This is a genomic window from Kitasatospora sp. NPDC023120 (assembly GCF_055560835.1).
In genome coordinates, this window is record NZ_JBVHHY010000030.1 from 85,477 (window position 1) to 92,952 (window position 7,476).

7 protein-coding genes are annotated in these 7,476 nt (G+C 70.0%); 3 read left to right on the forward strand and 4 right to left on the reverse strand.

Translation table 11 applies throughout. From position 1 onward, the window contains the following. The first annotated feature begins 246 nt into the window (after positions 1–246). The gene (locus ACZ3TI_RS33865) at positions 247–1,509 is read left to right on the forward strand and encodes an LCP family protein (RefSeq protein ID WP_465733110.1); all 1,263 of its coding nucleotides are present in this window, start codon (positions 247–249) and stop codon (positions 1,507–1,509) included. 551 nt (positions 1,510–2,060) lie between these two features. Here ACZ3TI_RS33865 and ACZ3TI_RS33870 read toward each other — a convergent pair. Continuing rightward, positions 2,061–2,813 (reverse strand): WecB/TagA/CpsF family glycosyltransferase, encoded by a 753-nt coding sequence (locus ACZ3TI_RS33870; RefSeq protein WP_465733112.1) that lies wholly within the window; start codon positions 2,811–2,813, stop codon positions 2,061–2,063. Further along, positions 2,806–3,858: a glycosyltransferase family 4 protein gene (locus ACZ3TI_RS33875; protein WP_465733114.1), complete on the reverse strand. Its 1,053-nt coding sequence runs from the start codon at positions 3,856–3,858 to the stop codon at positions 2,806–2,808. Before ACZ3TI_RS33875 ends, ACZ3TI_RS33870 begins: the two co-directional genes overlap by 8 nt. Before the next feature lie 419 nt (positions 3,859–4,277). Here ACZ3TI_RS33875 and ACZ3TI_RS33880 point away from each other — a divergent pair, with 419 nt between their 5' ends. Next, positions 4,278–5,489 (forward strand): O-antigen ligase family protein, encoded by a 1,212-nt coding sequence (locus ACZ3TI_RS33880; RefSeq protein ID WP_465733116.1) that lies wholly within the window; start codon positions 4,278–4,280, stop codon positions 5,487–5,489. Positions 5,490–5,531: 42 nt separating this feature from the next. Further along, positions 5,532–6,398: a class I SAM-dependent methyltransferase gene (locus ACZ3TI_RS33885; protein ID WP_465733118.1), complete on the forward strand. Its 867-nt coding sequence runs from the start codon at positions 5,532–5,534 to the stop codon at positions 6,396–6,398. Here ACZ3TI_RS33885 and ACZ3TI_RS33890 read toward each other — a convergent pair whose 3' ends face one another. Both ACZ3TI_RS33890 and ACZ3TI_RS33895 read right to left on the reverse strand, forming a co-directional pair. Then, positions 6,399–7,127: a class I SAM-dependent methyltransferase gene (locus tag ACZ3TI_RS33890; RefSeq protein WP_465733120.1), complete on the reverse strand. Its 729-nt coding sequence runs from the start codon at positions 7,125–7,127 to the stop codon at positions 6,399–6,401. Between the two features lie 53 nt (positions 7,128–7,180). Further along, positions 7,181–7,476, reverse strand: a 296-nt coding sequence (locus ACZ3TI_RS33895; RefSeq protein WP_465733122.1) for a GDP-mannose 4,6-dehydratase, incomplete at its 5' end; no start/stop codon positions are given.

Here is a 7,476-nt window from a genome sequence, read left to right on the forward strand (position 1 = left end):
GCATCCCAGTGGTTCGACGGCTGGATCTTCCGCTTGTGTCGCCCTGGTTCTTGAAGACGTGCGTGCGGTCGTGTCCGGACCCGCCGGCTGGTACTCGTGGCCGGTTCCCGGGGCCAACCGTGTGAGGCAGCACGCGTTTCTGGTCGCGACGTACGGCGGACGGCGTCGCCGAACGGCACACTGGCGCCATATCTGCGACAGCGGCCCGACCGCTGCGCCGCACTCGTCTTTGGGCCTGGAGGACGGATGACCGAGCACCACTCGCCGCACTCCGAGCCCAGCGGTGGTCCGCTTCCCCCGCCGGCGCCCGGGCCGTCGCGCAGGCGCCGCATCCTTCGCCGGGCGATCCTCGGGGCGTTCGTCGTCATGGTCGGCGCGGTGGGAGCCGGCAGCTGGGCGTACTTCCACCTGAACGGCAACCTGCACCACGCGCCGCTCAACCTGGGTCCGGCCACACAGGCACGCGAGCCGAAGGACCGTGCCGGTCACAGCCCGATGAACATCCTGGTGATCGGCTCCGACACGCGCTCCACCGCGGCCGACTGCCTGATGCTCAACGCAGGGATCGACTGCTCGGCCGGCGCCAATGCGGACACCGAGATGCTCGTCCACCTGTCCGCCGACCGCACCGATGCCACGGTGCTCAGCATCCCGCGCGACACCGTCGTCGACATCCCGAGCTGCACCGACCCGAAGAGCGGGCACGTCTACCCGGCGATGCCGCAAACCCCGATCAGCGCCAGCCTGCAGAACGGCGGTCCGGGCTGCACGGTCGCCGCAGTCCACGCCCTCACCGGCATCACCATCGACCACTTCGTGATGTCGGACTTCGCCGGCGCGGTGGCCATGACGGACACCGTCGGCGGAGTACAGATCTGCGTGGACAACAACATCTACGACCCCCACTCCAGCCTCAAGTTGACCAAGGGGACCCACACCCTCAAAGGCCTCGCCGCCCTGGAGTTCCTGCACACCCGTTACGGCTTCGGCGACGGCAGCGATCTGGGGCGGGTACAGGCCCAGCACGCCTACCTCACCGCGCTCATCCAGAAGCTCAGGACATCGGGCATGCTGAGCAACCCGGTCACCCTCTACGATCTGCTCGACACCGCGACCAAGGCCCTGACCGTCGACGACGGCCTGGCCGGCCTGTCCCAGCTGGGCTCGCTCGCCGCGCGGCTGAACGAAGTGCAGCCCAGCCGGACGGTCTTCCTGACCATGCCCAACGTCCCCTACCCGTCCAACAGCGACTGGGTGAGCCCGGCGCCCTCAGCGGCCGCGGTGTTCCGGAGGGTCATCGAGGACCGTCCGCTGACCACAGCACGCAGCTCCGCCGACCTCGTGACGCCGACCGTCTTCCTCAGCGCAACCTCGGCCGGCCCGTCCAGCCCCCGCACCGCAGCGGACCCGCCCGGCTGCATCCCGGTCAGCACGCAGGACACCACATCCCTCGGCAGCCCCATCCACGCCTACGCCATCAGACCGGACATCCCCGACTCGGCACCGTGAACCGGCACCGGACGAGCCGGACGCCGCCGGCGGTTCACATGTGTTCCTCACAACGGGGGCCGACGACCGGATAGTTGACCGATAACTGTCGCGAAGCAGCAGGGCCAGCCGTTCTCCGGTGAGCCACATCAGTGGGGTCGTTCCCGGTTGTGCCCGGAAGCGCCATCCTGATGATCCGGCAGGTCACCGACGCCCAGGACACCACGGTCAACGCCGCCGCATCTCGCCGCGCCACTGCCTGACCCGCCGGCCTGGTCTCCCAAGCGGCGCTCGTTCGGTCGGTGGGGTGCTGCCGGTGGCCCGGGTCCTCGGCCCCGCGGCGCTGGCCCGGTCGTGCTGGGACTGCTCGGGGTTCCGGTGTTACGGCCCGCGCTCCTGATCCGGCGTCCGGGCGAGACCTGCGGGTACCGTACGTCCGCACCGGTCAGGTTTACCGTTTGTCGGCAGTACGGTGACGAGGAGCTCCGCGGGACCGACCAGGCCGCGTGGCGCCGGGCGGTGATGACGCGCGGTGGCGGGGCGCTCGTGCCGTCCCCTCGTAGCCCGGCCGCTCACCGACCGGCCCGCCGCGTCCAGTGGGCGGCGGTGAGCGCGATGAACCGGGCGTTGCCCACGGCGTAGCGCAGGAGCATCCGGCGCGGTTCCTGGACCATCCGGTGGAACCATTCCAGACCGGCCCTTCGCATCCACCGCGGTGCTCTGCTGCGCAGCCCCGCCACGACGTCGAAGGAGCCGCCGACACCGACCAACAGGGCGCAGCCCAGCTCGTTCTGCCGGCGTGCGAGGAAGCACTCCTTGCGCGGACTCGGCACGGCGAGGAACAGGATGTCCGGGCGGGTCGCGCGGACGGACGCCACCACCTGCTCCTCCTCCGCCTCGTCCCAGTAGCCGTCCCGGTGCCCGACGACCTCGACCCCCCGCGCGGCGGCGATGCGCGCGGTCTTTTCGACCACCTCCGGCTCGGCGCCCAGGAGGTAGACGCGGTACCCGTTGCGCGCGGCGCTGCGCCAGAGCGCCAGCATGAAGTCGATGCCGGCCACCCGCTCCGGCAGCGGACTTCCGAGAAGGCGCCCGGCCCACACGACCGACTGCCCGTCCGCGTTGACGAGCGCGCACGACCGGATGATCCGCGCCAGTTCCGGGTCGTCGTGCGCCTTGACGACCTTCGCCGCGTTCAGCACGACGTGCTGGTGAGGACCGCCGGTCGCGATCAGCGCCTCGGCGGCCGCCACCGACGCCTCCAGGGTGAGCGGATGGACGGGCAGCCCGCACACAGTGACCGGCCGGCCCGGGCCCTCAGCCATGCCGCCCCAGCCCCAGGTTCTGCCAGAACCGTACGAACTCCTCCTCGACGCGCCCGGGTTCGTACCGCGGCCGCAGCTCCTCCCATGCCCTCTGTTGGCGTCGCCGGATTTCCTCCAAGTCGTCCCGGCAGGCCGTGAGGAACCGGGCCACCGACTCCACCGAGGCCTCGACGGGCTCCACGCATCCCCGGTCGAAGAGCTCGGCGCTTCCCGGCGACGGGGTCGCTGCCACGGCGCAGCCCGCCTGGAGTCCTTCGAGCAGGACGAAGGGAAGTCCCTCGACCCAGCGGGCCGGAAGGACGAACACGTCGACCTTCGCCCAGAACGACAGGGCGTCCGACAGATCCAGGACCCCCAGGTCCTCGTCGACGCAGGCCATGTCCGCGACGGGTACGTCACGGCGCATACCGGCGACACGGAACTCGACCTCGAGGCCCTGAGCCCGCGTCCTCTCGACCGCACCGCAGACCAGGTCGAATCCCTTGAGCCGGGTCATCGTGCCGAGCCAGCCGACACGCAGCACACGCGACGGGCGGCCTTCCCCGGTCGGCGGCACCGCGGGGGGAGCGGGATTGCGCAGCACCGTCACGGACGCGGTGGGGCAGCCACTGGCCAGCAGCTGGGCCGCGACCGCCTCGCTCAGGACGAGCCAGTGGGACCCGCCCAGTAATGCCCGCAGCATCCGGCTCGCGGCGAGCCTCGCGGGCAGTTGCGCGCCGTGGAGATGCAGAACCACGGTGCAGCCGACCGCCCTGGCCGCGATGACGAGAACGGTGTCACGGGCCAGGTGCGGACCCCACTGCGAGACCGGTAGGTAGACGGCCGTCTGGACGCGCCGGGCCAGCAGGTAGGCGCCCCCGCCGAGGGCCGCCGCGGTAGCGCGGACCTTGGCGGGCCAGGAAGCCGTGAACCTCTGCGATCCGTTGCGGTCCGCCGAGAGCGAGATGACCGCCGACACGTGGCACCGGCTCGTCAGCAGGGGCGTGAAGAACTCGGCCGCGCGGCCCATGCCGCCCAGATGCGCACTGTGCCGGAAGACCAGCACGGCCGGACGGGCGGGTCGCCGCAGGAGCCTTGGGCGGATGAGAAACATTCCCCGTTCCTTGGAGTATGTGATGCGGGATTCCGGAGTCCGGGTGGAATCATGGGAAGGCAACCGAACCACTCGGCCCGTATGGAAGACCACTGCAACACGTCCCGGTCTGCGTTATTCATACGATATTTAAGGCCGGGTCACCGGATGTTTCCGGGCTCAGGATCTGGTCATTGAAGGGAAGCGCGGTCGGCGTGACTGCTGGTATTCCACTGTTCGTTTCCGTATGTGCTGCGGTATGTGTCGCTTCCGGCCTCCTGCTCGCTCTTTGTATGCGCGGAGCGGGCGGGCTGCTCTGGGCATCCTGCCTCGCACCGCTCTTTCTGCTGGACAGGGAATACGCGGCGGTAGGCACCGGCTCGCTCCATCTCATGGACGCCCTCGCCGGCTGCGCGCTGCTCGTGACCGTGCACGTGTGGGGGCCGCGGGCGTTCTCCGAGCCCCGGCTGCGCTGGTTCCGGGCGGTCGCCGTGGGCCTCGCGGTCGCGTCGGCCCAGGCGGTGTACCGCGGGTTCGAAGCGGGGTATCCCGATCCCCTCAAAGGCGCGATCCTGGGCCTCTACCCGCTCTTCGGGTGGTTTGCCGCCACCTGGTGTCTCACCCGGCCGGTCGAGGAAAATCTCCGCTGGCGGTGGCTGTTGTACGTGCCGACCGGCGGTGTCCTTCTGGCCGGGATCGCGCACACGCCGATGATTGCCGCAGCCTCGGGCCTCTACCTGGCGATCGCCGGTGCCTTCGGGGTTCAGATGCGGTGCACGGGAAACAGTCGACTGCTCCTGTGGGTACTGGCCGGGGGCGCACTGCTGACCGCCCTCGCGAGCAAGCGGGGCCCCCTCCTGGCCGTCGCCGCGGCTGTTTGCGCGAGCGCAGTCGCCGGTAGATCGAGTCGTCGACGTGTCATCCGCTGGCCGGTCATCTCATGGATTGTCGCGACGGCCGGGGTCGTTGCCCTGCTGTCCTTCTCCCTTTCCGGCCGGCCTCTGTCCGACACGCCCGTGGTGGGGGGTCTCATGACACGGTTGTCGAGCTCGGCGGATATGCAGACCGAAGCCGGTGCCAACGTGGGACTGCGTCTGGAAATGTGGCGGGCGGCCCTTCACATGGCGTGGCAGAATCCGTTTTTCGGTGCCGGGGCGGGACACCCCCTCGAGGTGGTCCGATCCGTCATGCACCCGATCTCCGGGAAATCCGGTCCGCACAACTCGTTCATCGGGTACATCTACTATCTCGGCTGGCCGGCCGGACTCGCCTTCATCCTGATCGTTGCTGCGACCTTGCGCAGGACCTGGCGTGCCCGGCACCATCCGGCCGCCGCCTCCTGGTTCGGGGCGACCGTCGGCGTGAGTGTCACCGCCTTCACCAATGTCGCCTTCGAGACCACGTTCATCGGGCTTCCGTCCTGGCTGGTCCTGTCCTGCGCGTACGCCCTCGTCGGAGTGGACCGAGGTGCCGGGGGCGGCACCGAGGAGGGCACCGACGGGCGCATGCGCCTCATCGCCCAGCGGCGCGCCGGTCCGGGCGGCGCAACAGGCCCGAGCACGGCCCGCGACACCGGTGCGCAGGCACCAGGCCCCCCCGTGTGAATCCCGCTCCGCCCACCCCTCCGTGACCACCTGGAGAATCCGTTGCAGCAGTCAGAGATCCGAGAGTTCTGGTCCGCGCACCCGTGCGGCGACAACCTCTTCGGCACGCCGGGCGGGGACCGGCGGGAGGACTACGAGAGGTTCTTCACTCGGTACGACACGGCCAAGTACCGTCTGGAGAGCCACATTCCGCAGTGCCTCGACCGTCTGGACGCCCACGGCAAGCGGGTGCTGGAGATCGGTCTCGGCCAGGGGGCGGAGGCCGAGCGGCTGATCCGCGGGGGCGCCCTGTGGACGGGGGTCGACCTCACCGAGACCGCCGTCCGGCGCACGAGGACCCGCCTCGCACTGCGCGGACTGCCCCACGAGGGCCTGCACCAGGGAAGCGTGCTGGACCTGCCGTTTGCCCAGGACTCCTTCGACCTCGTCTTCAGCCACGGTGTGCTGCACCACGTACCGGACATCCTGCAGGCCCAGCGGGAGATCCACCGTGTCCTCAGGCCGGGCGGAAGGCTGGTGGTGATGCTCTACGCGCGCTGGTCTCTGAACTACCTGGTGTCGATCGCCGTGCTGCGGCGTGCGGCCCTGCTGGCGGCCTACCCCCTGGTCCGGGCCGGACTGCTCGGCGGGTCCCGTTCGCTTCTCGACGCCCACGCGGCCGGCGCCCGCCGGTGCGGTCTTCTGCGGTACCTGAGGATGACCGAGTTCCTCCACCGCAACACCGACGGGCCCGACAACCCGTACTCCCGGGTCTACGACGTCCGCCGGGTCCGGCGGGACTTTCCGCTCTTCGAGGTGGACCACGCGGAGAAGCGGTTCATGCACGCCCCGCCGCTGCCCGTCCACGGCATGGCCGGTGAACGACTCCTGGGCTGGCACCTGTGGGTGCATCTGACGCCCCGGGGGTGATCAACGACAGGCCCGGGAGATGAGGAGCCGGTGGTCCGACATGACACGCGAGCGCAGCCGGCGCCTGAGCAAGGGGTAGGAGAGACGGTGCAGTCGTACGCAACGGGCGAAGGCCCCTTGGCGGAAGTCCTGCTTCGTCAGCAGATGCAGCGTGCCGGCCGCGTGGTACGTCATGCCCAGGCGCTCGGCGAGGACACGCAGCGTCCGGGGGGCGTAGAAGGAGATGTGCTGGCCGGCTTCCGGTGCCAGGTACCACCATGACGGATCGGCGCTGAGATCGTGCAGGTGCTGGGTGAAGACGAGCGAATGCGCTCCGGTCTCCCGCAGGCAGGTGTCGACGAAGGCGAGCGGATCGGTCACATGCTCCATCACCTCCACGGCGGTGAGCGCGGTGGCCGTTCCCCGTCGGCTGACGTCCCACTCGAATCCCCGGGCGAACAGGTTTTCGCAGTGGGCGTCCTGCCAGTAGGCGTCCAGGCCGACGTCGCGCAGCAACCGGACGAGCAGCCCGTATCCCGCGCCGTAGTCGACGTACACGCCGGTGGAGCCGAACATGCGCACCAGCACCGAGGCGAGCCGCGGATACAGGTGCAGGTTCCGTTGTACGACGCCGGTGTCGATGGCCGCCACGGCCTGCGAATAGGCCTCGTCCAGCCAGTGCGGCTCCTCGACGAACCAGTAGGCGCACGCCTCGCACATGCGGTACGTCGCCTCGTGGTGTCCGAGCACGGTGCCCCGGTGCGTGATGCGCGTGGCGCCGCGGCAGATCCCGCAGGAAGTCGTCATGCCGTCACCCTGCTGCCGACGGCCGCCGATGCCCGGTGCGGCGTCCCGGGGATGGAGGGACGCAGGATCGAGTCGAGTTCGGCGTCGACCATGAGGCGGGCCAGTTCGGGGGCGTGGGTGGTGGGTTTCCAGCCGAGGACGCGGTGGGCCTTGGAGGCGTCTCCGACGAGGTCGTCGACCTCGGAGGGGCGCAGGTAGCGTTCGTCGAAGCGGATGTGGTCGCGGTAGTCGAGGCCGAGGTGGGCGAAGCAGTGTTCGGCGAAGTCGCGGACGCTGTGGCTGGTGCCGGTGG